The organism is Streptomyces sp. NPDC002580 (assembly GCF_042889485.1).
Taxonomy (GTDB): Bacteria; Actinomycetota; Actinomycetes; order Streptomycetales; family Streptomycetaceae; genus Streptomyces.
On record NZ_JBIAQZ010000006.1, the window covers coordinates 20,478 to 42,786 of the forward strand.

Consider the following 22,309-nt stretch of genomic DNA (forward strand, 5'->3'; position numbering starts at 1 on the left):
GGAAAGTCGGTGACTGCGGATCGTCGATGGTGGGGACGTCCGTCCTGCGTCGCTGCGAAACGTCGGTTGTCAGTGCGTCGGGCGATGTGATTGTCGTCTGAAAACGAACTGACAAGCCCTCTTTGTTCCGGATACGTGCGGGGATGGTGCCGTGTGCCGGACGGCCTCGGCAGCGAGTGTCCGAGCAGGATACGACGCACGTGGATGATCCGCGTGCCGCTCCGGGCAACCCGGCTGAGCCGATCGAGTGAGCGGTGTGCGAGGTGTGTGCCGAGGTGTGCCCGGAGCGTGCCCGGAGCGTGGCCGGAAGCGGCCTCGTCCGGTCGCTGATACCCTGGTAGCCCGTGGACCGGTGGGCAAGAAACCCCCGAACCGCAGCGACGGCACCCCCGGAATTCACCGGGTCCCACGCCGGCACGCACCCCAGACCGACCACGGGAGCCCCCTCTTGGCCATGCCGCCCAGTGCTTTTCGAAACAGCACAGCCACGACGACCAAGCACATCTTCGTCACCGGGGGTGTCGCCTCCTCCCTCGGCAAGGGCCTGACCGCCTCCAGCCTCGGCGCGCTGCTCAAGGCGCGGGGTCTGCGGGTCACGATGCAGAAGCTCGACCCGTACCTGAACGTCGACCCGGGCACCATGAACCCGTTCCAGCACGGCGAGGTGTTCGTCACCAACGACGGCGCCGAGACCGACCTGGACATCGGTCACTACGAGCGTTTCCTCGACGTGGACCTGGACGGCTCGGCCAACGTGACCACCGGCCAGGTGTACTCCACCGTCATCGCCAAGGAGCGGCGCGGCGAGTACCTCGGTGACACCGTGCAGGTCATCCCGCACATCACCAACGAGATCAAGCACCGCATCCGCCGTATGGCGACCGACGACGTCGACGTCGTCATCACCGAGGTCGGCGGCACGGTCGGCGACATCGAGTCGCTGCCCTTCCTGGAGACGGTCCGCCAGGTCCGTCACGAGGTGGGCCGCGACAACGTGTTCGTCGTGCACATCTCGCTCCTGCCGTACATCGGCCCGTCCGGTGAACTGAAGACCAAGCCGACGCAGCACTCGGTCGCGGCACTGCGGAACATCGGTATCCAGCCGGACGCGATCGTGCTGCGGGCCGACCGCGAGGTGCCCACCGCGATCAAGCGCAAGATCTCGCTGATGTGCGACGTCGACGAGGCCGCCGTCGTGGCCGCGATCGACGCCAAGTCGATCTACGACATCCCGAAGGTCCTGCACACCGAGGGCCTGGACGCCTATGTCGTCCGCAAGCTCGACCTGCCCTTCCGCGACGTGGACTGGGCGACCTGGGACGATCTGCTCGACCGCGTCCACAACCCCGTCCACGAGATCACCATGGCGCTGGTCGGCAAGTACATCGACCTGCCCGACGCCTACCTCTCGGTCACCGAGGCGCTGCGCGCCGGCGGGTTCGCCAACAAGGCTCGCGTCAAGATCAAGTGGGTGGCCTCGGACGACTGCAAGACCGCCGTCGGCGCTGCCAAGCAGCTCGGCGACGTCGACGCGATCTGCATCCCCGGCGGCTTCGGCGACCGCGGCGTGTCCGGCAAGGTCGGCGCGATCCAGTACGCCCGCGAGAACCGCATCCCGCTGCTGGGCCTCTGCCTCGGTCTGCAGTGCATCGTCATCGAGGCCGCGCGGAACCTCGCCGACATCCCGGACGCCAACTCCACCGAGTTCGACTCCGGCACCGGGCACCCGGTCATCTCCACGATGGCCGAGCAGCTCGACATCGTGGCGGGCGAGGGCGACATGGGCGGCACCATGCGCCTGGGCATGTACCCGGCCAAGCTCGCCGAGGGCTCGATCGTGCGCGAGGTGTACGACGGCAAGGAGTACGTCGAGGAGCGCCACCGTCACCGCTACGAGGTGAACAACGCCTACCGCGCCGAGCTGGAGAAGAAGGCGGGCCTCCAGTTCTCCGGCACCTCCCCGGACGGCAAGCTCGTCGAGTACGTCGAGTACCCGCGTGACGTCCACCCGTACCTGGTCGCGACCCAGGCGCACCCCGAGCTGCGCTCCCGTCCGACCCGGCCGCACCCGCTCTTCGCGGGCCTGGTCAAGGCCGCGGTGGAGCGCAAGACGGGCAAGTAGCACCAGCGCTGTACGGTGATCGGGGTGCGTGTCCGCGGGGGTTTCCCGCCGGGCACGTGCCCCGGTCCCGTAGGCGGGCCGGTTTCTTTTTGCGCGCGTGGGAGGACAGCCATGACGATCAAGGACACCCCCGAGGAGTGGGAGGTCCGGGCGACCGAGACTCCCTTCAAGGGCAACAAGACCTCGGTGCGCACCGACGACGTGGTCATGCCCGACGGATCCGTGGTCCGCCGCGACTACCAGGTCCATCCCGGCTCGGTGGCCGTCCTCGCCCTCGACGACGAGGACCGTGTCCTGGTCCTGCGCCAGTACCGCCACCCCGTGCGCCACAAGCTGTGGGAGATCCCCGCGGGACTGCTCGACATCCCCGGCGAGAACCCGTTGCACGCCGCCCAGCGCGAGCTCTACGAGGAGGCGCACGTCAAGGCGGAGACCTGGAGGGTGCTGACCGACATCTACACCACTCCCGGCGGCTGCGACGAGGCCATCCGGATCTTCCTGGCCCGTGACCTCTCCGAGGCGGCGGGCGAGCGGTTCGTGGTCGAGGACGAGGAGGCCGACATGGAGCTGGCCCGCGTCCCCCTCGACGAACTCGTCCGCGGCGCGCTCGTCGGCGACCTGCACAACAACTGTCTGGTCGTGGGCGCCCTCGCGCTCCTCGCCGCGCGGGCGGGCGGCGGACTCGACGCGCTGCGCCCGGCCGAGGCGCCGTGGCCCGCGCGCCCCTTCGAGTCCTGACCCCGGAGGATGCCGGTCCTACGATCACCTGATCCGATCGGGGGACCTTCCCGCCGCGCTCCGCACGGATCGTCGCAGAGCGTGAACTAGGCTCTGGAAACGCCCGAACCGGAGTCCCGGCGGGCTTGCGCGCGCAGTGGAACGGGAGCGTGGCCCGTGGCGGATCAGGCGGTGGACGACGGCGGCACCAAGGTGTCGGCCAAACGGCAGCGCCCGGCTGCCGGGTCCGCTCCTACGGAGAGTCAGTTCCTGGGCCGTACAAGAGAGTTGAAGGAACTCCGGGCCGACATCGAGCGCGCGGGCCTCGACACCATCGCCGGCCGCAAGGCGCCGCGGGCCCGGGTGCTGCTCATCGCGGGCAGACCCGGTTCCGGGCGCACGGCGCTCGCCGCCCGGCTCGCGGAGCAGGTCGCCGAGAGTTACCCCGACGGCATACTGCGCGCCAGGCTCACCGAACCCGACGGCACCCCGGTGCCCACCGAGGCCACCGCGCGGGAGCTGCTCGCCGCGCTCGGCATCGCCGCACCCCCCGGCGCCGGGGCCGACGACCTCGGCGAGCGGCTGCGGGAGGCCCTCGCCGTCCGCCGGGCGGTGCTCCTGCTCGACGACGCGGCCGACGCCGAACAGGTCGACGCGCTGCTGCCCGACTCCCCCCGGTGCCTGGTCGTCGCCGTCTCCGGCGGGCCGCTGACCGGTATCGCGGACGTCCGCCCCTGCACCCTCGGCGGCCTGGACACCAAGTCCGCCCTCGAACTGCTCGGCCACTTCACCGGCTCGGTGCGGATCACCGTCGACCCGCTCGCCGCCGAGGGGCTGGTCGAACTGTGCGCGGGCCAGCCCACCGCGCTGGTGCTGGCCGGCGGCTGGCTCGCCGCGCGTCCCGCCTCCGCCGTCGCCGACCTCGCCAAGCAGCTGCGTACCGAGGGCGAGGACGGCACACCGATGGAGCGGGTCTTCCGGCTCTCGTACGCCTCGCTGCCGAGCGCCGCGGCCCGGACGCTGCGCCTGCTCTCGCTGGCCCCCGCGGGCCTCGTCGACCCGCACACCGCCTCCGCCCTGGCCGGCTGCTCGGTCCAGGCGGCGCAGACCACGCTGGACGAGTTCGTCGCCCTCGGCCTGATCCGGTCGGTCCCGTCGGAACTGCCGCAGTACGAGGTCCCCGGCTGCTTCCACCCCCTGCTCCGGGCCCTCGTCGAGACCCACGACCGGCCCGCCGAGGTACAGCTGGCCCGCGCCCGGATGCTGGAGAGGACCGTACGGCTGCTGGTGTCCTGCCGTGCCATCACCGAGACGGACAGCTCGCCCGCCCGCGAGAAGCTCGCCGGGATGCCGCGCGCGCTGCGCTTCGCCAGCCCCCGGGCGGCCGAGGACTGGCTGCGCGTCCGCGGCCCGGCGCTGCTCGCCTCGGCCCGGCTCGCGGTCGCCGACGGGGAACTGGACACCCTGGCCCGACGGCTGATGGCGGCCCTGGTGCGGGCGATGGTCGTCCATTTCGGCACCAGGGCCGCGGCATCCGACCTGTACGGCGTCCACCGGCTCGTCCTGGACGTCGCCGAGCGCCGGAACCTGCCCCGGGAGAAGGCCGCGGCCCTGCTCAATCTCGCGGACCTGGACGCGCAGACCGGCCGCAGGACCGACGCCCTCGCCCGCTACCGGGCCGCGCTGGACGCCGGACGCGAGGCGAACGATCCCTACGCGACGGGCCGCGCGATGGAATCCGTAGGCGGTGCCCACCAGGAGCTCGGGGACCACGACCGGGCCGCCGACTGGTACGGCAGGGCGCTCGCGCAGCGGCTCGCGCGGGGCGAGCGGGTGGACGCGGCCCGGCTGTACGGCCGTATCGCCACCGCGCACACCTACGCGGGCCGCTACGGGGAAGCGCTGGTCAACTGGCGCGCCGCGGTCGCGGGACACCGCAAGGAGGGCGATGTCGCGGCCCAGGCGCGGGCGTTGAGCGAGATGGCACGCGTCCAGGAGTACGCGGGACGGCCCGAGGAGTCGCTGCGCACCTGCCAGGAGGCCGTCGAGTGGGCGCGCCGCGCGGACGACGCGCGCCTGCAGGCCGCGCTGCAGCTCAGGCTGGCCGACACCCTGGACCGGCTCGGCGACCCGGCCGCCGCCCGGCTGCACCGCGCGGCGGCCGAGCGCATGCTGGGAGATGAGCTGTCGGAGAGCGTATCCGGCATGGAACACGACGCTAACGCCTACGAAATCCGTAGTGCATCGGCTGAAGATTGATGCATTGAAAGGCTAGACAGAGAGAACCCCTTCATTAGACTGGCTCTGCCGCGTTCTTCCGTGGTGTCTCCCGGTGTGCTCCCGTACGTCGGGTATGACATGCATTGCCTGGCTTGCATCGCCTCGGCATGCATAGCCCCAGAGCCCTCTGAGTCAAGGACCGTGATCGACGTGAAGGTCGGCATCCCCCGCGAGGTCAAGAACAACGAGTTCCGGGTGGCCATCACCCCCGCCGGCGTGCACGAGCTGGTGCGCCACGGCCACCAGGTCTTCGTCGAGCAGAACGCCGGCGTCGGCTCCTCGATCACGGACGAGGAGTACGTCCTCGCCGGTGCGCGGATCCTCCCCACGGCCGACGAGGTCTGGGCCACCGCCGACCTGCTGCTGAAGGTCAAGGAGCCCATCGCGGAGGAGTACCACCGCCTCCGCAAGGACCAGACGCTCTTCACCTACCTGCACCTGGCCGCCTCCCGGGAGTGCACGGACGCCCTCCTGGAGTCCGGCACCACGGCCATCGCCTACGAGACCGTCGAGCTCCCCAGCCGCGCGCTGCCGCTGCTCGCCCCGATGTCCGAGGTCGCGGGCCGTCTCGCCCCGCAGGTCGGCGCCTACCACCTGATGCGCGCCAACGGCGGCCGCGGTGTCCTGCCCGGCGGTGTCCCCGGCGTGCTCGCGGGCCGGGCCGTCGTGATCGGCGGCGGTGTCTCCGGCTGGAACGCCGCGCAGATCGCCATCGGCATGGGCTTCCACGTGACCCTGCTCGACCGCGACATCAACAAGCTGAAGGAGGCGGACAAGATCTTCGGCACGAAGATCCAGACCGTCGTCTCGAACTCCTTCGAGCTGGAGAAGGCCTGCCTCGAGGCCGACCTCGTCATCGGTGCCGTGCTGATCCCCGGCGCCAAGGCCCCGAAGCTGGTCACCAACGAGCTCGTCGCGCGGATGAAGCCGGGAAGTGTTCTTGTCGACATCGCGATCGACCAGGGCGGCTGCTTCGAGGACTCGCGTCCCACCACGCACGCCGAGCCGACCTTCCCGGTCCACAACTCGGTCTTCTACTGCGTCGCCAACATGCCCGGCGCGGTGCCCAACACCTCGACGTACGCGCTGACCAATGCCACGCTGCCGTACATCGTCGAGCTCGCGAACCGCGGCTGGGTCGAGGCCCTGCGCCGTGACGACGCGCTGGCCAAGGGTCTGAACACCCATGACGGCAAGGTTGTCTACCGTGAGGTCGCCGAGGCGCACGGGTTGGAGCACGTCGAGCTGGAGAGCCTGCTCGGCTGAGAGCCCGGCGGCTCCCAGGAGTCGACATCGCGGCCGACTCCGCTCCGGCAAAAGGCGATACGTCAACACAGGTCGTCAACAGCACACACCCGGCCGGACCTTGCCAGACAGGGTCCGGCCGGGTGTGTGTCGGGTCACTGGGGGACACTCGTTCAACTCGCCGCGAACGTAACTCTTCAACCGATTCGCACACCGGTGAAACCTGCCGTGCGACGGCCTTACGCCCTTGACAGAGGGGTGTTCGGTTGCCGACACATCGGGTCGGGTCCGGCGGATTGTGTTGCTGCGGAGCGGTGACACGCCATAGAGTCGCCAATCGTCGGCATGGTGCCACGCTGACCTATCTAGAAGTTTCCTGGTCACCAAGGAGGTAAGACGACTTGTGAATGAGTCGACATTTACTCCCGGGGGTGGTCAACCAGGAATGCCGGCGCGGGGCCAGGCCCCCACGGGGCTCGAGGCTGTCGGCTCCGTCGCTGTCCGCACCTTCGCGGCCCATCAGAGTCCCCCCAGAACAGGGCTGACCCAGCCAGCACACCCGAGCATGGATGGCCATCACGTGAACGCCATGGCCGGCAACGGAAGTGGCGAGAACCACACCCACTTCGCCGACTACGACGAACTGCCCGAGGGGCACTTCTACGACCCCGACGCCGAATACGAGCCCGATCCGGAGTACGCGGCCACGCTCGCGCCCGACGCGGCCCGTCAGCGCCGTGAGCGCATCGGCCCGACGGGGCGCCCGCTGCCCTACTTCCCGATCCCGGGTCCGCTGACCAGTCACGGCCCCGCGACGATCATCGCGATGTGCAACCAGAAGGGCGGCGTGGGCAAGACCACGTCGACCATCAACCTGGGTGCCGCGCTGGCGGAGTACGGACGCCGGGTGCTGCTCGTCGACTTCGACCCGCAGGGCGCGCTGTCCGTGGGTCTCGGCGTCAACCCGATGGAGCTCGACCTCACCGTCTACAACCTGCTCATGGAGCGGGGCATGGCGGCCGACGAGGTGCTCCTGAAGACGGCGGTCCCGAACATGGACCTGCTGCCCAGCAACATCGACCTGTCCGCCGCCGAGGTGCAACTGGTGAGCGAGGTCGCCCGCGAGTCCACCCTGCAGCGCGCCCTGAAGCCGCTGATGGCCGACTACGACTACATCGTGATCGACTGCCAGCCCTCGCTCGGCCTGCTCACCGTGAACGCGCTGACGGCGGCCCACAAGGTGATCGTGCCGCTGGAGTGCGAGTTCTTCGCGCTGCGCGGGGTCGCCCTGCTCACCGAGACCATCGAGAAGGTCCAGGAGCGGCTCAACCCCGAGCTGGAACTCGACGGCATCCTCGCCACGATGTACGACTCCCGCACGGTGCACAGCCGTGAGGTGCTCGCGCGCGTCGTCGAGGCCTTCGACGAGCACGTCTACCACACCGTGATCGGCCGGACCGTCCGCTTCCCGGAGACCACCGTCGCCGGTGAGCCGATCACCACGTACGCCTCCAACTCCGTCGGCGCCGCCGCCTATCGCCAGCTCGCCAGGGAGGTGCTCGCCCGGTGTCACGCCGAGTGAGTCTGCCGGGGGCCGACGAACTGTTCCGTACCACCGGGGGAATGGCGCTCCAGGCGTCCACGCCCTCACGCCGGACCAACGGCGAGGCCCGGGTGCCGGCTCCGGCCGGCGAGAGCGACGCGGCGGCCGCGGGGGAGGACACGCCCCAGTCGGTGCCCGTCCAGGGCGGTGACGGCGAGGGCGACGAACACGTCGCCGCCGACACCGAGTCGGGCGGTTCGGGGGAGTCCCGCAGCCGGGGCACCGCCGCGGACCGCTCGGCGCGCCGCCAGACGGCGCAGGAAGGTTCTGCCGCCTCCGCCGCCGGCCAGCAGTCGCGCAAGCGGCAGCGCGCCGCCAACCGCCGGCCCAGCGGGCGGGAGCGGCACGACGAGAAGATCACCGTGTACGTGTCCGCCGAGGAGCTGATGGACCTCGAGCACGCGCGCCTGGTGCTCCGCGGCGAGCACGGCCTCGCCGTCGACCGCGGGCGGATCGTCCGGGAGGCGGTCGCCGTCGTCCTGGCCGATCTGGAATCCCGCGGGGACGCGAGCATTCTCGTACGCAGGCTGCGCGGGCGGTAGCGGTAGCCTGCGACGGCTATGACCTCGAATGTCCCGCCTCCGTCCGCCGCCTCCGGCGGTCGTCGGCGTGCGCTGGGGCGCGGGCCGGGAACGGCGCCGGCACCGCCCGAGCCGCCCGGCGGACCGCCGGAGCAACCCGCGGAGGGTGCCGAGCCGCCCGGGACGTCAGGGGAACCCGAGGAGGGGCGCCGGCCGTCCACGGGACCCGGGGCGCCGGCCGAGTCCTCCGGGACGCCCGGAAAGAGCACTGAGCCGCCCGCTGCGCCCACGGGGCCGGCCGACCGGCCCCGGACGCCCGGGGGGCCCGCCGAGGCGGCTCAGGGGCCCGTGGGAGCCGACGGACCTCCGCGGAATCCCACCGGTCCGGCCGTACCGCCCTCCGAACCGGCCGAGGCGCCCGGAGAAGGCGCCGGGCCGTCCGGGGAGCCCGCGACGCCGGTCGATCCCTCCGGGCCGCCCGAAGCGGGCGGAGGACCCTCCGAGACGCCCACCGGGACGGTCGGGCCGCTCTCCGCCACCGCCTCCGTGGCGACCGCGCCGCCGGGGACGTCGCCGGACACACCACCGCGGACGCCCGTCGAGCGGCAGGGGACGCCCGGCGGGGTGTCCGTACCGGGGCCGGAGCCTGAGTCGGCGGTCCGGCCCTCCGGCGTACGGACCGGCCCCTCCGGGACGGCGGTCGGCGCCCCCGATACGGCGGCGGACGCCCCCGAGACGGCGGCGGACGGCTCCGGTGCCGCTTCCGGGGGAGCCGGTGACGGGGTCTTCAAGGTGCGGCTGTCGAACTTCGAGGGCCCCTTCGACCTGCTGCTCCAGCTGATCTCCAAGCACCGGCTCGATGTCACGGAAGTGGCGCTGTCCAAGGTCACCGACGAGTTCATGGCGCACATCCGGGCGATGGGCCCGGACTGGGACCTCGACCAGACCACCGAGTTCCTGGTCGTCGCGGCCACCCTGCTCGATCTGAAGGCGGCCCGGCTGCTGCCGACCGCCGAGGTCGAGGACGAGGCCGATCTGGCCCTTCTGGAGGCACGGGACCTGCTCTTCGCGCGACTGCTCCAGTACCGCGCGTACAAACAGATCGCGGACATCTTCAACGCCCGCCTCGACGAGGAGGCCCGCCGCTACCCCCGCACCGTCGGGCTGGAGCCCCATCACGCCGCCCTGCTGCCCGAGGTCGTCATCAGCATCGGGGCGGAGGGGTTCGCCAGACTCGCCGTGAAGGCGATGCAGCCGCGGCCCAAGCCGCAGGTGTACGTCGACCACATCCACGCGCCGCTCGTCAGCGTGCGGGAACAGGCCGGGATCGTCGTGGCACGGCTCCGGGAGCTCGGCGAGGCCAGTTTCCGTTCGCTCGTCGAGGACACCGACGACACCCTGACCGTGGTGGCCCGGTTCCTCGCCCTGCTGGAGCTCTACCGGGAGAAGGTCGTCGCCCTGGACCAGGAAGAGGCGCTCGGGGACCTGATGGTGCGCTGGACGGGCGGGGAGGACGCCGGCCCGCCGAGGGTGACCGACGAGTTCGACCGGCCCGCGGAAGCGGTGAAGGACGCCACAGGGCGCGGGACCGAGGAGGAGAAAACGTGAGCGAGGAGACCGACGACACCCCCGCGGGGCCGCGCACGGTCGCCGACCTCGATCTCAGGCCCGCCCTGGAGGCCGTCCTGATGGTGGTCGACGAGCCCGCGACCGAGGAACACCTCGCGAAGATCCTCGAGCGGCCCAGGCGGCAGATCGCGGACGCGCTGCGCGCGCTGGCCGACGAGTACACCGTCCAGGGCCGCGGATTCGAGCTCAGACCGATCGCGGGCGGCTGGCGTTTCTACTCACGTCCCGACTTCGCGAGCGCCGTCGAACGCTTCGTCCTGGACGGCCAGCAGGCCCGTCTCACCCAGGCGGCCCTGGAGACGCTCGCCGTGGTCGCGTACCGCCGGCCGGTCAGCAGATCCAGGGTCTCGGCGGTCCGCGGAGTCAACTGCGACGGCGTGATGCGCACCCTCCTCCAGCGCGGTCTGGTCGAGGAGGCGGGCACGGAACCCGAAACAGGTGCGATCCTGTACACGACGACGAACTACTTCCTGGAGCGAATGGGCCTGCGCGGTCTGGACGAGCTCCCGGAGCTCGCGCCCTTCCTCCCCGAGGCGGACGCGATCGAAGCAGAGACGCTGGAAGGGGTCCCGTCGTTCGATCCGGATGCACCGGATGCAGACGTAGACGACACGACGACGACGGAACTTTGATGCGAAGCAGTGGCAGTGGCAGTGGCAGGAACAGCGGGAGCGGTAACCCGCGCGGCGCCGGCGGGAGCGGTGGCTCGCGCGGCAGCGGCGGCTCGCGCGGTGACGGTCCCTCGCGCGGCAGCGGTGGGAGCGGCGGCTCGCGCGGCGGTGGCAGTGGGGGAAGCGGTGGCGCGCGCGGCAGCGGTGGCGCGCGCGGTGGCGGCAACCCCAGGGGTACCGGTGGCGGCGGCTCGTGGGGGACCGGCGGCGGCTCGCAGCCGAGGAGCGCGGCGGCAGGCCGTGACGACCAGCCGAAGCGTCCCAGCAAGCCCCGTCCCGAGGAGCGTCGCTACGACGTAGGCCCCGGGGGTACGCACGAAGGCCCGAAGTCGGGGCGTGGCGCCTCGGCGCGCGGTGGCGCCAAGGGCGGCCCCAAGCAGGGCCAGCAGCGCGGCGGCCGTACGGAGCCGGCGCGCTCCCGCGAGTTCGAGACCCGGACCGAGGAGCGCAACCGCGACCGGTACGCGGGCAAGCCCGAGATCAAGACGCCCAAGACCTTCCCGGGCGCCGAGGAGGAGGGCGAGCGCCTGCAGAAGATCCTCGCGCGAGCGGGCTACGGCTCCCGGCGCGCCTGCGAGGAGCTGGTGGACCAGGCCAGGGTCGAGGTCAACGGCGAGATCGTCCTGGAGCAGGGTCTCCGGGTCGACACGGAGAAGGACGAGATCAAGGTCGACGGGCTGACCGTCGCGACGCAGTCGTACCAGTTCTTCTCGCTGAACAAGCCGTTCGGTGTCGTCTCCACGATGGAGGACAACGAGGGCCGTCAGTGCCTCGGCGACTACGTGACGAACCGCGAGACGCGGCTCTTCCACGTGGGCCGGCTCGACACCGAGACCGAGGGTGTCATCCTGCTCACCAACCACGGCGAGCTGGCGCACCGGCTGACCCACCCCAAGTACGGCGTGAAGAAGGTCTACCTCGCGCACATCGTGGGCCCGATCCCGCGTGACCTGGGCAAGCGGCTCAAGGACGGCATCCAGCTGGAGGACGGGTACGCCAAGGCGGACCACTTCCGGGTCGTCGAGCAGACCGGCAAGAACTACCTCGTCGAGGTGACCCTGCACGAGGGCCGCAAGCACATCGTGCGCCGCATGCTCGCCGAGGCCGGCTTCCCGGTCGACAAGCTGGTGCGCGTCTCCTTCGGCCCGATCACCCTGGGCGACCAGAAGTCGGGCTGGCTGCGCCGCCTGTCGAACACCGAGGTCGGCATGCTGATGGCCGAGGTCGGTCTCTAGATCCCGGAGTCCGGCGGCCCGCGCGGCCGCCGGGAGCCCCACGCGTACGACGGCCGGTCCCGGAACCTTTTCCGGGGCCGGCCGATTCGTTTTCGCCGCCGGGCCGGTCTGTACCCGTGAACGGACCACCGGTGCGCCCGACGCGTCCCGGTGCGACGAAGGGAGCGGCGATGACCGCGACGACGGACCGCGACGAGTTCGTCCGGCTGACCGGTCCGTACCGGCGGGAGCTGCTCGCCCACTGTTACCGCATGCTCGGTTCGGCCGACGACGCCGAGGACCTCGTCCAGGAGACGTATCTGCGGGCCTGGCGGTCCTACGAGGGGTACGAGGGCCGGGCCTCCTTGCGCACCTGGCTCTACCGGATCGCCACCAACACCTGTCTGACGGCGCTGGAGGGGCGGGGGCGCCGTCCCCTGCCCACCGGGCTCGGCGGGCCGTCCGGCGGGCCCGAGGAGCCGCTGCGGGCCCCCGCGACCGACATCCCCTGGCTCCAGCCGCTGCCCGACACGCTCGTCGACCCCGCGACGGTCGTCGCGGCGCGCGGAAGCCTGCGGCTCGCCCTGGTCGCCGCGCTGCAGAACCTGCCCGCCCGGCAGCGGGCCGTGCTCATCCTGCGGGACGTGCTGGCCTGGCGGGCGTCCGAGGTCGCCGCCCTGCTCGGCACCTCGACCGCGGCGGTCAAGAGCATCCTCCAGCGCGCGCGTGCCCGGCTCGACGAGGTCGCCCCGGAGGAGGATCTGGTGGTCGAGCCCGAGGGGGCCGACGACCGGGAACTCCTCGACCGCTACATGTCGGCCTTCGAGAACGCCGACATGGACGCGCTGCTGGGGCTGCTGCGGGACGGGGTGGAGCTGGAGATGCCGCCCCACCTGGAGTGGTTCAGCGGCACGAAGGACGTCCTGCGGTTCCTGCGCGTACGGGTCCTGTCCGGGCGCGAGGCGGGCTGGATCCGCATGCTGCCGGTCCGGGCCAACGGGCAGCCCGCGGTGGCGGCGTACGAGCGCGGGGCCGACGGGGTGCTCCGGGCGCACTCGGTGCAGGTGCTCACCGTCGAGGAGCGCCGGGTCGCGCGGCTCACCGTGTTCCTGGACCCGGGGCGGTTCGCGGGATTCGGCCTCCCCCTGGACCTCCCGTGAACTCGGGGGAGCTCCTGGACCGGTCGCTCGCGTACGCGCTGGGCGGGGTCGCCGCCGTGCCGCGCGAGGGCCTGGGGCGGCCGACGCCGTGCGCCGCGTGGGACCTGGGGGAGTTGCTCCGCCACCTCGACGACTCGGTGGACGCGCTCCACGAGGGCGTCGCGGACGGGCGGATCGGGCTGTGTCCCGGCGCCCCGGCCGCCGATCCGGTGGGCGCCTTCCGCGAGCGGGCCCGCGCCCTCCTCGGCGCCTGGGCCGCCGGGTCCGGCGAGCCGTCCACCCCGGTCGTGGGGGACCGGTCCATGGACCGGGGACTGCTGGCGGCTGTCGGCGCCCTGGAGATCGCGGTGCACGGCTGGGACGTCGCGCGGTCCTGCGGGCGACCGCGGCCGATCCCGTCCGGACTCGCCGTCGAACTGCTGACGGTGGCGCACCTCGTGGTGACCGACGCCGACCGCGGGGTGCGCTTCGCCGATCCGGTGGACCCGCCCGCGTCGGCCTGTCCCGGTGACGTGCTCCTCGCGTTCCTGGGACGGAGACCCCGGGCGCGATTCCTTTTCGGCGCGGCGCCGGTCGGTCCTCCGTGAGTGATCCTCACGGAAGGAACCGTCATGACCGACACCACCGCACGCGCCCCCGTCAGCCGGCGGCCCGCCGCGCCCGCACGGCGGGCGTGGACGGTCGTCCTGGCCGGACTGGGAGCGCTGCTCTGCTCCCTCGACGTGGTCGTCGTGGCGACCGCGCTGCCCGCCCTGCGGGCCGACTTCGGGGCGAGCCTGTCCGACCTGGAGTGGACGATCAACGCGTACAACCTCGTCTTCGCCTGTCTCACCCTGACCGGCGCCGCGCTCGGCGACCGCTTCGGGCGGCGCCGCATGTACGTCGTCGGGCTCGCCGTCTTCACGCTGGCCTCGGCTCTCGCGGCCCTGGCCGGGGGACCGGGTCAGCTGATCGCCGCGCGGGTGCTCCAGGGCGCCGGCGCCGCCGTCCTGCTGCCGCTCACGCTGACCCTGATCAGCGAGGCGTTCCCGGCCGAGAAGCGGGGCGTCGCCATCGGGGTGTGGGGTGGCGTGACGGGCCTCGGCGTCGCGGCCGGGCCCGTGCTCGGCGGCGCCGTCACCGAGGGCCTGTCCTGGCAGTGGATCTTCTGGCTGAACGTGCCGACGGGGCTCGCGATGCTGCCCCTGGCCGCCGCCAAGTTGCGGGAGAGCCATGGTCCGCGTCCGCAACTCGACGTCGTGGGGCTGCTGTTGGCCGGTGTCGGCCTGACCGGCCTCGCCTGGGCGCCGGTGCGGGCCCCGCAGGCGGGCTGGGCGAGCGCCGAGGTGCTGGGCGCGCTGGCCGTCGGAGTCGTCTTCGTGGCGGCCTTCCTCGGCTGGGAGCGGTCGCGGGCGCGGTACCCGATGCTGCCCCTCGGGTACTTCCGCGAGCGTGCCTTCTCCACCGCCAACGGCGTCGCGTTCCTGACGTTCATGTCGCTGCTCGGTTCGCTGTTCATGATCACGCAGCTGTTCCAACTGGGGCTCGGGAACTCGCCGTTGCAGACCGGGGTCCGCATCCTGGTGTGGACCGGCATGCCGCTGCTCGTGGCACCGCTCGCGGGCGCCCTCGCCGACCGGATCGGGAACCGGCCGTTCATGCTCGGAGGGCTCGTCCTCCAGGCGGCCGGCCTCGCGCTGCTGGCTCGGCAGGTGCGGCCCGGTGTCGACTACGGACAGCTGGTGCTGCCGTTGATCGTGGCGGGCATCGGCATCTCCATGGTCTTCCCCACCGTCGCGAACGCCGTCACCTCCTCGGTGCCGCCCGCCGACGCGGGCGTCGCCGCCGGTGTCAACAACGCGCTGCGTGAACTGGGCGGAGTCTTCGGGGTCGCCGTGGCCGCGGCCGTGTTCACGCGTGACGGGGGCTACGGCTCGGCGGAGGACTTCGTCGACGGCTGCGGTCCGGCGCTGTGGGTCTCGGCGGGCGTCGCGGCCCTGGGGGCGCTCGTCGCGGCATTCGCTCCGGCGCGCACCCGGGCGCGGGAGTCAGGCGCGCGCCGTGCCGAGGTCCGGCGGCCGGAGGTGTCGCGCGCCAGGGTCCAGGGGTGACGCGAACGGTCTCCGGCCGTCGCCGCACACCTTCCGTCGCCCCCGCCGCAGACGCCCACGATTTTCCCGGCGCGCGTTCGAGAAACCGCAACTTCCCGAGTTGAGGACCTTGTTGGTATCCTCCCGCCCCCTTTATAGTCGTACTGACCATAGTCAGTGTGACCATAAAGGGGGCGGGGAGTGCCGACAGGACAAGGTCGCGCGCCGGGCGGTTCGGCGCCCGAGGGGTATGACAAGTACGCCTTCGAGCCCTTCGCCGTCACCGTCGACCTGGCCGTCCTGACGGTGCGCGCGGGCGCACTCCAGGTGCTCCTCGTCGAGCGGGGCCAGGAACCGTACGCCGGCCGCTGGGCCCTGCCCGGCGGTTTCGTGCTGCCCCACGAGTCCGCGGAGGAGGCGGCCCGCCGCGAACTCGCCGAGGAGACCGGCCTGTCGGACATCTCGGGCCTGCACCTGGAGCAGCTGCGCACCTACAGCGAACCCGACCGCGACCCCCGTATGCGGATCGTCTCCGTGGCGTTCGCCGCGCTGCTGGCCGACGCCCCCGAGCCGCACGGCGGCGGTGACGCGGCGCAGGCCCAGTGGCTGCGGTTCAACGCGCTCGGCCCGCTCGCCTTCGACCACGACCGGATCCTCGCCGACGCCCACGATCGCGTCGGCGGCAAGCTGGAGTACTCCTGCCTCGCCACCTCCTTCTGCCCGCCCGAGTTCACCCTCGGAGAACTGCAGCAGGTCTACGAGACCGTGTGGGGCACCGTGCTCGACCGGCCCAACTTCCGGCGCAAGGTGCTCGCGACGCCGGGATTCGTCGAACAGATCCCCGGCGCCGCGCGCCTCACCGGAGGCCGGGGCAAGCCCGCCGCCCTCTACCGCGCGGGCGGCGCCAAAGTCCTGCACCCACCCCTGCTGCGACCCACCTCGGAAGGACGGCCCTGATGACCACCACGACCCTCGCGAAGCGCGCCGCCACCGGATCCCTGATAGGCCTGGCCCTCGGTGACGCGCTCGGGTTCCCGACCGAGTTCAACTCCGTGCCCGCCATCCTCGACAAGTGCGGCCCCTGGCGGCAGATGGCGCTGCCCCGGCCCGCGATCGTCACCGACGACACCCAGATGACGCTGGCGCTGGCGCGGGGGCTGCGCACGGCGATGAACCGCGGCCTGCTCGGTCCGCTGCGGATGGAGCGGCCGGTGCGCGAGGAGTTCGTGGACTGGTACCAGTCGCCCGAGAACAACCGCGCCCCCGGCCGGACGTGCCTCGTGGCCTGCAACCTCCTCAAGAACGAGAAGCGCCGCTGGCAGGAGGCCAGCCAGATCGGCTCCAAGGGCTGCGGCGCCAACATGCGCGTCGCCCCCGTCGGACTCGTCCGCGGGCTCAGCGACGAACAGCGCGCGGGCGCCGCGCAGCTGCAGGCCGCGCTGACCCACGGCCACCCCACCGCGCTGGCCGCCGCGGACCTCACCGCGCACGCGGTCTGGCTGCTCACCCAGGGCGTCGAACCGATGGGGCTGGTCGGCCGGCTGCGCTCGTACGCGTACGAGAACCGGCACCGCTACCACTCCCGCTGGCTCGGCGACCTGTGGACCTTCAGCGAGGACGGCACGCCGGAGCAGTACATCTCCCGCGGCTGGGACGAGTGCCTCGGCGCCCTGGACAACCTCCGGCACGCCGTACGCACCGTCTCGCCCGAGACCGACCCCTGCATGGCCACCGGCGGCGGCTGGGTCGCCGAGGAGGCCCTCGCCACCGGCCTGCTGTGCTTCCTGCTGTTCGTCGACGAACCCGTCACGGCCCTGCGCCGGGCCGCCTGCACCTCGGGCGACTCCGACTCGATCGCCTGCCTGACCGGGGCGTTCGCGGGCGCCTACCACGGCTCGGACGCCTGGCCGACGTCCTGGGCCGACCGCATCGAGTACCAGGGCGACCTGATGTCACTGGGGGCGCTCTGGGACGCTTGAGGGATGACAGACGTCCTCGGCATCGGTACCGACCTCGCGAGCCTGGTGGGCGAACAGCCCGACCCCGTGCTCTTCGCCACCGTCTCCGGGGCGCACCTGTACGGCTTCCCCTCGCGCGACTCCGACGTCGACCTGCGCGGCGTCCACCTGCTGCCGACGGCCGACCTGGTCGGGCTCCGCGAGCCGGAGGAGACCCGGTCGCGCATGTGGGACGAGGCCGGGGTCGAGATGGACCTGGTCACCCACGACCTGCGCAAGTTCGTACGCCTGATGCTGCGGCGCAACGGATACGTGCTGGAGCAGCTGCTCTCCCCGCTCGTCGTGCGCACCGGCGACGACCACCGCGAGCTGATCTCGTTCGCGCCGGGCGTGCTCACCCGCCACCACGCCCACCACTACCGGGGCTTCGCCACCACGCAGTGGCGGCTCTTCGAGAGGACCGGCGAACTCAAGCCGTTGCTCTACACGTTCCGCGTGCTGCTCACCGGCATCCACCTCATGCGAACCGGCGAGGTCCAAGCGGACCTGCCGACGCTGGCCGGACAGATCTCCTCGCCCGCCTACCTGCCGGACCTGATCGCCGCGAAGGCCGAGCGGGAGCACGGGGCCGCCGACGTCCCCCGGGCACGCGTGGAGCAGGACATGGCGCGGCTGCACACCCTCCTCGACGAGGCGCAGGACGCCTCAGCGCTGCCGGACGCCCCGTCCGCGTACGACGCCCTGCACGACTTCGTCGTCCGGGTCCGCCGCGACGGCGTCCGGGGCGGGGCGGCCGGTCCGGGCATCCGCGAGGACGGCTTCGGCGTCCTGGAGCGCTGAGGCGCGGCGCACCCGGATCAGGAAGTCCTCCACGCGCGCGTGGTCCGGCTCCGGCGGGAGCGGGCTGCGGTCGGCCGCCTCCGCGGCCTCCGCCGCCAGCCGGGACATCCAGGTGTCGACCTCGCCCCAGGAGAGCTCGCCCCGCTTCACCGCGAGCAGCGGCTCGCGCTGCTCCCGTACGTCGATCGTCAGGGAACCGGTGCGCAGCAGGTCGCGCGAACTCATCAGGAGGCGCAGCAGATGCATGGCGTGCTTCCAGCGCGGCGCGCCGTGCGTGCGGAGGTCCGCCTCCAGCTTCTTCCGCTGGCCGACGGCGTACCGGGCGAACGTCTCGTGCGCCTGCCGGGAGAGGAACGCCTCCCGCAGGGCGAGGAGTTCCTCTCCCGTGTCGTCCACGTACTCGACCAGCGGGGAGTGCAGGCACTCCAGGATGTTCGGGTTGGCGCGCAGCGCGAGCGCGCAGAACCGCTCCAGCTCCCAGCTGAACTGCTCCTCGGCCGGCCCCTCGACATGCGTCGGCGGCTTCTCGAAACGCCAGAAGAGGGCGGTCGGGGCGAGGAAGACGCCCCGGCGGTCCGTGTCGCTGTCGTCCGTGGCCAGCCCGAACGCGCGTGACCCCATCACGCAGGAGTAGACCGTGTGGTCCCGCACCAGGCCGCCCGGCACGGAGGAGAGGGCGGGCGAGGAGGACCCGGACGGCGCTGTGGACCCGTGGGGCCCCGCCGCCGGGGACGCGGTCGACGACGGGGGCGCCAGGGGTGCGCGAGGCTCGGAAGGCATGCCCGGAGCGTACGGGCCGGCTCACGCCAGCCGGATCGAGTCCCCCTCCACGGTGATCTTCTCCGCGGGCAGCGGACGCGGCGCGGGACCGCCCTTCACCGCCCCGTCCTGGACGCTGAACCTGCTCTGGTGGCAAGGGCAGTCGATGGTTCCGTCCGCGACGGTGTCCACGGTGCATCCCTGGTGCGTGCAGATCGCCGAGAACGCCTTGAAGTCGCCCTTCACCGGCTGGGTGACCACGATCTTCCGGTCCTTGAAGATCTTGCCGCCGCCGACCGGGATCTCGCTCGTGGCGGCGAGCCGCTCGCCGCTGGAGGCCTTCGGGGAGGAGTCCGAGGAGCTGTCGCCCTCGCCGTACGAACTGCACCCGGCGAGCAGCGCGGACGCCCCCGCCGCGAGAATCACCGTGCGTCGCGTCGAGCGGTCGGTCATGTCGTCACTCCGAAGGTGCGGAAGAACCAGAGGGCGGACGTCAGCCAGAGGGCCGTGAGTACGGCGAAGACCAGGCCGCCGACGATCGGCAGCAGCCAGCCGGGCAGGCGCTCCCAGCGGAGCAGCAGCATCTTGGCACTGAAGACACCGAAGAAGAAGCAACCCAGGAGCGAGTGCCACAGAACGCGCGGTTCGTACGTCTGATAGCCCAACGCGTACAGGCAGTGCACCGCGACCGGCACCGCCACCAGGAACGCGATCCGCCCCGACCACCGGTGCAGGGTCGACGCCCAGCCAGGGCCCGGCAGTCTTCCGTACATCATGAGCGCCGAGACGAACTGGACGAGCGCGAAGAAGAACGCCGTCGTCGCGAGCCATGACTTCACGGCGCCGGTGCTGCTGAAGCCGGCGAGGTTGAAGGCCGTCCCGGCCGGGTCGTGCGCCTTGCCGTAGGCGCCGAGGCCGACCGCGACCGCCGCGGCGACCAGGGCCGGGACGAGATAGCGGGCCGGGCTCGGGCCGTCCCGGCCGGGTGGTGCGGAGGGGAAGCCCTGGGTGGCGGAGTTCGGGTCCACGGTCATGAACTTGCTCCCTGCGGAAGAGGGTCAGGGGACGACGGGACGCGCGACGATCTTCTGTCCGTCGATCGTCACGGCGCCGGTCTCCGGGTCGATCTCCGGTGCCGCCGACGGCGTGCCGTCGCGCTCGACGACACCGACCTGCTTTCCGTCGGGCAGCACGATCCAGCCGCCGTCGACCTTCGCGCCGCGCACGGTGGCCGTCGCCCGGTACAGCCCGGACGGCTTGACCGTCTTGTCCGCCCTGAAGCCGTAGCGCTGCCCGCCGACCGCGGCGGTGCCGTCGATCCGCTTGCCGTCCCGGAGCTTTCCGTCCAGCACGTCGCCGTGGCCGCCCGTGAGCTTCATGGTGCCGTCGTCCTTCACGTCACCCTTGAGCCAGGACTCCTTGTCGTGGCCGTCGCAGAAGTACGCGATCGCCTTGCCGCCGCGCACGGACACGGCGACCGCCGAGGAGTCGTCGTCGGTACGGCCCGCGTAGTCGGCGTTGGCCACGGCCCCGCGGGTCGGCGACGGCCTGGGCGACACTCCGGGAGACGGCGAGGCCGAGGCCGACGCGGAGACGGAGGCCGACGGCGCGCCGGGTGACACGGAGGCGCCGGGCGGCTCCTCCTGGTACGACGACGCGTTCTTCGTCCCCGTCGTCGCGTTGAGCGACAACAGGAACACGCCGAGCACAAGCCCCGCGAGAAGAGTGAGAAGGGGTCCTGGACGCTTCATTCGAGCCTCCCCCGAGGCGAGTCTCCTGCAATGAGAACGGACCGTCGCGCCCACGTCCAGAGGCGTACGGGCGTGTTCTCACCAAAAGTAGCGGAACAGGGCGATTCAAGTGACATCGGCGGAGTCCGGGACCGGCCGGTGACGGCCTCGGAACCCGGCGCGGGGCCGTCTCGTCAGGCGGGCGGCCCGCGCCCCCGGGTGAGGGGCTGACTACGCTGGTGGGACACGACGTGTACGCAGATCAGCGAGGAGTATCACCGTGGCGGTACGAGCGGTCCGGGGCGCCGTCCAACTGGAACGGGACGAGGCCGGCCACATGGACGAGCAGGTCAGCGAGCTGCTCAACGCCATCCTGGAGCGCAACGCGCTCACCACGGACGACCTGATCAGCATCTGGTTCACGGCGACACCGGATCTGCACAGCGACTTCCCGGCCGCCGCGGCGCGGGGGCTCGGCATCGTCGACGTCCCCCTGATCTGCGCGCAGGAACTGGACATAGAGGGCGCTATGCCCCGGGTCGTCCGTGTTCTCGCGCACATCGAGTCCGACCGGCCGCGCGCCGACATCGCGCACGTCTACCTGGGCACCGCGGGAGCGCTCCGCAAGGACATCGCCCAGTGAGGACCGCACTCGTCATCGGAACAGGGCTGATCGGCACGTCCGCGGCCCTCGCGCTCGCCGCCCGCGGCGTCACCGTCCACCTCACCGACCGCGATCCGGAGCAGGCCCGTACGGCCGCCGCGCTGGGCGCCGGGACGGACGAGGCGCCCGAGGGACCCGTCGACCTCGCGATCGTCGCCGCACCGCCCGCGCATGTCGCCGCGACCCTCGCGGACGCCATGCGGCGCGGTCTCGCCCGCGGCTACCTGGACGTCGCCAGCGTCAAGGGCGGTCCGCGCCGCGAGCTGGAGGCGCTCGGCCTCGACCTCGCCCCCTACATCGGCACGCACCCCATGTCGGGCCGGGAGAAGTCCGGCCCGCTGGCCGCGACCGGCGACCTTTTCGAGGGACGCCCCTGGGTGCTCACGCCGACCCGGGACACGGACACCGAGGTGCTGAACCTCGCCCTGGAACTGGTGTCGCACTGCCGCGCGGTCCCCGTCGTGATGGACGCGGACGCCCACGACCGTGCCGTGGCGCTCGTCTCGCACATGCCGCACCTGGTGTCGAGCATGGTCGCCGCGCGCCTGGAGCACGCGGAGGAGTCGGCGGTACGGCTCTGCGGGCAGGGCATCCGCGATGTGACCAGGATCGCGGCGTCCGACCCCCGGATGTGGATCGACATCCTCTCCGCGAACCCGGGACCGGTCGCGGACCTCCTCTCGGACGTCTCCGCCGACCTGGACGAGACGGTCCAGGCACTGCGCGCCCTCCAGTCCTCCGACGAGGCCAAGCGGTTCGAGGGCGCCACCGGCATCGGGGAGGTCCTGCGCCGCGGCAACGCGGGCCAGGTCCGGGTCCCCGGCAAGCACGGTTCCGCGCCCCGTACGTACGAGGTCGTGGCCGTCCTCATCGACGACCAGCCCGGCCAGCTGGCCCGCATCTTCGCCGACGCGGGGATGGCCGGGGTCAACATCGAGGACGTGCGCATCGAGCACGCGACCGGTCAGCAGGCCGGTCTGGTGCAGCTCATGGTCGAGCCGAAGGCGGTGCCGGTGCTCGCCGCGGCGCTGCGGGACCGGGGCTGGGCGCTGCGGCAGTGACCGCCGGGGCCGCCCCGGGCGGCCCGCCCGGCGGGTCGTGCGCCCGCCGCCGGTGATCTCCGTCGG

At 72.2% G+C, this 22,309-nt stretch carries 20 protein-coding genes and 1 pseudogene; 17 read left to right on the forward strand and 4 right to left on the reverse strand.

Annotation, left to right across the window (positions count from 1 at the left end):
- Positions 1-454: 454 nt before the first annotated feature.
- From ACFYW7_RS19370 to ACFYW7_RS19440, 15 genes are all read left to right on the forward strand, one after another.
- Positions 455-2,122 (forward strand): CTP synthase, encoded by a 1,668-nt coding sequence (locus ACFYW7_RS19370; protein ID WP_389503790.1) that lies wholly within the window; start codon positions 455-457, stop codon positions 2,120-2,122.
- A 111-nt stretch (positions 2,123-2,233) separates the two neighbouring features.
- A complete protein-coding gene (locus tag ACFYW7_RS19375) occupies positions 2,234-2,860 on the forward strand; it encodes an NUDIX domain-containing protein (protein WP_389503792.1) in 627 nt (208 codons plus the stop codon).
- A 156-nt stretch (positions 2,861-3,016) separates the two neighbouring features.
- Entirely contained in the window at positions 3,017-5,098 is a 2,082-nt protein-coding gene (locus ACFYW7_RS19380; protein ID WP_389503794.1) for a tetratricopeptide repeat protein, read from the forward strand.
- Between the two features lie 171 nt (positions 5,099-5,269).
- Positions 5,270-6,385: an alanine dehydrogenase gene (ald, locus tag ACFYW7_RS19385; protein WP_389504629.1), complete on the forward strand. Its 1,116-nt coding sequence runs from the start codon at positions 5,270-5,272 to the stop codon at positions 6,383-6,385.
- A gap of 424 nt (positions 6,386-6,809) precedes the next feature.
- On the forward strand, positions 6,810-7,946 hold the full coding sequence (locus ACFYW7_RS19390; RefSeq protein WP_389503796.1) for a ParA family protein: 1,137 nt from the start codon (positions 6,810-6,812) through the stop codon (positions 7,944-7,946).
- Positions 7,931-8,509, forward strand: a complete 579-nt coding sequence (locus tag ACFYW7_RS19395; RefSeq protein ID WP_389503798.1) for a hypothetical protein — start codon at positions 7,931-7,933, stop codon at positions 8,507-8,509. Before ACFYW7_RS19390 ends, ACFYW7_RS19395 begins: the two co-directional genes overlap by 16 nt.
- A 603-nt stretch (positions 8,510-9,112) precedes the next feature.
- Positions 9,113-10,096, forward strand: coding sequence for a segregation and condensation protein A (locus ACFYW7_RS19400; RefSeq protein WP_389503800.1), 984 nt, complete (start codon positions 9,113-9,115; stop codon positions 10,094-10,096).
- Positions 10,093-10,749, forward strand: a complete 657-nt coding sequence (gene scpB / locus ACFYW7_RS19405) for an SMC-Scp complex subunit ScpB (RefSeq protein WP_389503802.1) — start codon at positions 10,093-10,095, stop codon at positions 10,747-10,749. The genes ACFYW7_RS19400 and scpB overlap by 4 nt, the downstream gene beginning before the upstream one ends.
- Positions 10,749-12,023: a pseudouridine synthase gene (locus ACFYW7_RS19410; protein ID WP_389503804.1), complete on the forward strand. Its 1,275-nt coding sequence runs from the start codon at positions 10,749-10,751 to the stop codon at positions 12,021-12,023. The genes scpB and ACFYW7_RS19410 overlap by 1 nt, the downstream gene beginning before the upstream one ends.
- 170 nt (positions 12,024-12,193) lie before the next feature.
- A complete protein-coding gene (locus ACFYW7_RS19415) occupies positions 12,194-13,162 on the forward strand; it encodes a sigma-70 family RNA polymerase sigma factor (RefSeq protein WP_389503806.1) in 969 nt (322 codons plus the stop codon).
- Complete coding sequence (locus tag ACFYW7_RS19420; protein WP_389503808.1) at positions 13,159-13,749, forward strand: TIGR03086 family metal-binding protein; 591 nt, start codon at positions 13,159-13,161, stop codon at positions 13,747-13,749. The genes ACFYW7_RS19415 and ACFYW7_RS19420 overlap by 4 nt, the downstream gene beginning before the upstream one ends.
- Before the next feature lie 24 nt (positions 13,750-13,773).
- Positions 13,774-15,252 carry a DHA2 family efflux MFS transporter permease subunit gene (locus ACFYW7_RS19425; protein ID WP_389503810.1) on the forward strand — a complete coding sequence of 493 codons (1,479 nt, stop codon included), beginning with the start codon at positions 13,774-13,776 and terminating at the stop codon, positions 15,250-15,252.
- 180 nt (positions 15,253-15,432) lie between these two features.
- The gene (locus tag ACFYW7_RS19430) at positions 15,433-16,188 is read left to right on the forward strand and encodes an NUDIX domain-containing protein (RefSeq protein ID WP_389503812.1); all 756 of its coding nucleotides are present in this window, start codon (positions 15,433-15,435) and stop codon (positions 16,186-16,188) included.
- The gene (locus ACFYW7_RS19435; protein WP_389503814.1) at positions 16,188-17,210 is read left to right on the forward strand and encodes an ADP-ribosylglycohydrolase family protein; all 1,023 of its coding nucleotides are present in this window, start codon (positions 16,188-16,190) and stop codon (positions 17,208-17,210) included. Before ACFYW7_RS19430 ends, ACFYW7_RS19435 begins: the two co-directional genes overlap by 1 nt.
- A gap of 3 nt (positions 17,211-17,213) precedes the next feature.
- Positions 17,214-18,029, forward strand: coding sequence for a DNA polymerase beta superfamily protein (locus ACFYW7_RS19440; protein ID WP_389503816.1), 816 nt, complete (start codon positions 17,214-17,216; stop codon positions 18,027-18,029).
- A gap of 75 nt (positions 18,030-18,104) precedes the next feature.
- On the opposite strand, the pseudogene ACFYW7_RS19445 reads toward ACFYW7_RS19440, so the two are convergent.
- From ACFYW7_RS19445 to ACFYW7_RS19460, 4 genes and pseudogenes are all read right to left on the reverse strand, one after another.
- A pseudogene (locus ACFYW7_RS19445) lies at positions 18,105-18,809 on the reverse strand (DNA polymerase beta superfamily protein); the annotation flags it as partial.
- 21 nt (positions 18,810-18,830) lie between these two features.
- Positions 18,831-19,241: a Rieske (2Fe-2S) protein gene (locus ACFYW7_RS19450; RefSeq protein ID WP_389503818.1), complete on the reverse strand. Its 411-nt coding sequence runs from the start codon at positions 19,239-19,241 to the stop codon at positions 18,831-18,833.
- The gene (locus ACFYW7_RS19455; RefSeq protein ID WP_389503820.1) at positions 19,238-19,822 is read right to left on the reverse strand and encodes a DUF6529 family protein; all 585 of its coding nucleotides are present in this window, start codon (positions 19,820-19,822) and stop codon (positions 19,238-19,240) included. Before ACFYW7_RS19455 ends, ACFYW7_RS19450 begins: the two co-directional genes overlap by 4 nt.
- A 24-nt stretch (positions 19,823-19,846) precedes the next feature.
- Positions 19,847-20,539: a hypothetical protein gene (locus tag ACFYW7_RS19460; RefSeq protein WP_389503822.1), complete on the reverse strand. Its 693-nt coding sequence runs from the start codon at positions 20,537-20,539 to the stop codon at positions 19,847-19,849.
- A 259-nt stretch (positions 20,540-20,798) separates the two neighbouring features.
- Between ACFYW7_RS19460 and aroH the strand changes: the two genes are divergently transcribed.
- Positions 20,799-21,161, forward strand: coding sequence for a chorismate mutase (aroH, locus tag ACFYW7_RS19465; protein WP_389503824.1), 363 nt, complete (start codon positions 20,799-20,801; stop codon positions 21,159-21,161).
- Positions 21,158-22,243, forward strand: coding sequence for a prephenate dehydrogenase (locus ACFYW7_RS19470; RefSeq protein ID WP_389503826.1), 1,086 nt, complete (start codon positions 21,158-21,160; stop codon positions 22,241-22,243). The genes aroH and ACFYW7_RS19470 overlap by 4 nt, the downstream gene beginning before the upstream one ends.
- Positions 22,244-22,309 lie beyond the last annotated feature (66 nt).